The organism is Streptomyces flavofungini, from assembly GCF_041028215.1.
Taxonomy (GTDB): domain Bacteria; phylum Actinomycetota; class Actinomycetes; order Streptomycetales; family Streptomycetaceae; genus Streptomyces; species Streptomyces flavofungini_B.
The window spans coordinates 1-2,534 of record NZ_JASKYR010000865.1; the positions used below are offsets into that span (position 1 = coordinate 1).

Genomic DNA, 2,534 nt, shown 5'->3' on the forward strand with positions numbered 1-2,534 from the left:
GTCGAGCCGCCCGCCGAGCCGGGCGAGGCCTGGGCGGAGCACGCCGCGATCGTGGACGCGGTGGCCCGCGGCGACGCGGAGCGGGCCAGGGCGCTCACCGCGGGGCACGCGGAGCGCGCGGCCGCCACGCACCGGCTGCGGCCCGCAGGGCGCGCGGTCCCGGTGAGAAATCCGCAACGTGCCGTCAACACGGCGAGTCTCCTGAATTAACGCGGACGCCGTATACAAGGAGTGGGTACGGAGTTGTATAGCAGAGTTGTTCTGGCAGGGAGCGGAGAGTTCCGCACCGGGGGTAATTTCCGCTGCTCCCCATCGGGGCCGGAATAGCCCGACGCAATGCACACGCCCATGGGTCCACCCCCGTATCCGTAAAACGCCGAAGGGCCCGACCCGCATCCGATACGCCGAAGGGCCCACCCCGTATCAGGGTGGGCCCTCCGACCGGTACCGCTCGGTTCAGACCGTCTCCGGGAGCTCCTCGAGGCCCTCGGCGACGAGCTTGGCCAGACGGTCGAGGGCGGCGTCCGCACCCTCGGCGTCGGAGGCGAGGGTGATCTCCTCGCCGCCCTGGGCGCCCAGGCCGAGCACCGCGAGCATCGAGGCGGCGTTGACCGGGTTGCCGTCGGCCTTGGCGATCGTCACGGGGACGCCGGCGGCCGTGGCCGCGCGGACGAAGATGGAGGCGGGTCGGGCGTGGAGGCCCTCGGCCCAGCCGACGTTGACGCGGCGCTCAGCCATGTGTTGCTGCCCTTCCAGATGTTTCACAGTTGTCTAGACCAGTGTCTCATGTCGACACGGGTGCTCCGCAGACCGTACGCCCTGGTCATCCGGGTGCGGGCAGGCGGTCACGCGGCTCCAAGACTGCCAAGGTCCGGGCGGCACCGCGACCCGTCCACGGTCCGTGCCGCCCCGTGACCCGTACCCTGGCCTGATGCAGACCCCGTCGGATCAGCAGGAGCCGCACGACTACCCCGCGCACTGGGAAGCCGATGTGGTGCTGCGCGACGGAGGCACCGCCCGGATCAGGCCCATCACGGCCGACGACGCGGACCGCCTGGTCAGCTTCTACGAACAGGTCTCCGACGAGTCGAAGTACTACCGCTTCTTCGCGCCCTACCCCCGCCTCTCCGCCAAGGACGTGCACCGCTTCACCCACCACGACCAGGTGGACCGGGTCGGCCTGGCGGCGACGGTGGGCGGCGAGTTCATCGCCACCGTGCGCTACGACCGCATCGACGAGCGGGGCATGGCCGCCAGCGCGCCCGCCGACGAGGCCGAGGTCGCCTTCCTCGTACAGGACGCCCACCAGGGCAGGGGCGTCGCCTCCACGCTCCTCGAACACATCGCGGCGGTCGCGAGGGAGCGCGGCATCCGGCGCTTCGCGGCCGAGGTGCTGCCCGCCAACACCAAAATGATCAAGGTGTTCACGGACGCGGGCTACCAGCAGAAGCGCAGCTTCGAAGACGGCGTCGTGCGTCTGGAGTTCGGCCTGGAGCCGACCGACCGCTCCCTCGCCGTGCAGCGCGCCCGCGAGCAGCGCGCCGAGGGCCGCTCCGTGCAGCGCCTCCTGACACCCCGCTCGGTCGCGGTGATCGGCGTGGGCCGGGCCCCCGGCGGGGTCGGCCGCAGCGTCCTGAGCAACCTCCGCGACGCCGGGTTCACCGGACGCCTGTACGCGGTGAACAGCGCCTTCGAAGAGGGCACTCAGGTCGAGGGCGTGCCCGCGCACCCCTCCGTGGCGTCCGTGGCCGAGCCCGTGGACCTCGCCGTGGTCACCGTGCCCGCCGACCGCGTGCCGCAGGTCGTCGCCGAGTGCGGCGAGCGCGGGGTGCAAGGCCTCGTGGTGCTCTCCGCCGGATACGCCGAGAGCGGCGCCGAGGGGCGTGAGCGGCAGCGCGAACTGGTGCGCCAGGCCCGCTCGTACGGCATGCGCATCATCGGCCCGAACGCCTTCGGCGTGATCAACACCTCCCCCCGGACGCGGCTCAACGCCTCGCTCGCCCCGCAGTCGCCCGCGCGCGGGCGCATCGGTCTGTTCACCCAGTCGGGGGCGATCGGCATCGCGCTCCTGTCCGGGCTGCACCGCAGGGGCGCGGGCCTGTGGGGCCTCTCGACGTTCGTCGGCTCCGGCAACCGCGCCGACGTCTCCGGGAACGACGTCCTCCAGTACTGGTACGAGGACCCGGACACCGATGTCGCCCTGATGTACCTGGAGACCATCGGCAACCCGCGCAAGTTCACCCGCCTCGCCCGCAGGGCCGCGACCGCCAAGCCGCTCGTCGTGGTCCAGGGCGCCCGGCACAGCGGCATCGCGCCCACCGGGCACGCCGTACAGGCCACCCGGCTGCCGCACGCCACCGTGTCGGCCCTGCTGCGCCAGGCGGGTGTCATCCGCGTGGACACCGTCACGGAGMGGCCCTCGGCGCGCTGCTCGCGGGCGCGCTGCACGGCGAGGGAGCGGTCGGTCGGCTCCAGGCCGAACTCCAGACGCACGACGCCGTCTTCGAAGCTGCGCTTCTGCTGGTAGCCCGCGT

General features: G+C 72.4%; 2 protein-coding genes and 1 pseudogene. 2 read left to right on the forward strand and 1 reads right to left on the reverse strand.

The window, feature by feature from the left end; translation table 11 throughout:
* On the forward strand, window positions 1-210 hold a 210-nt coding region (locus AB8Z36_RS35710; RefSeq protein WP_369217546.1), incomplete at its 5' end, for an FCD domain-containing protein.
* A gap of 246 nt (window positions 211-456) precedes the next feature.
* Here AB8Z36_RS35710 and AB8Z36_RS35715 read toward each other — a convergent pair.
* A complete protein-coding gene (locus tag AB8Z36_RS35715) occupies window positions 457-738 on the reverse strand; it encodes an HPr family phosphocarrier protein (protein ID WP_369217547.1) in 282 nt (93 codons plus the stop codon).
* Between the two features lie 193 nt (window positions 739-931).
* Here AB8Z36_RS35715 and AB8Z36_RS35720 point away from each other — a divergent pair.
* A pseudogene (locus tag AB8Z36_RS35720) lies at window positions 932-2,443 on the forward strand (GNAT family N-acetyltransferase); the annotation flags it as partial.
* Window positions 2,444-2,534 lie beyond the last annotated feature (91 nt).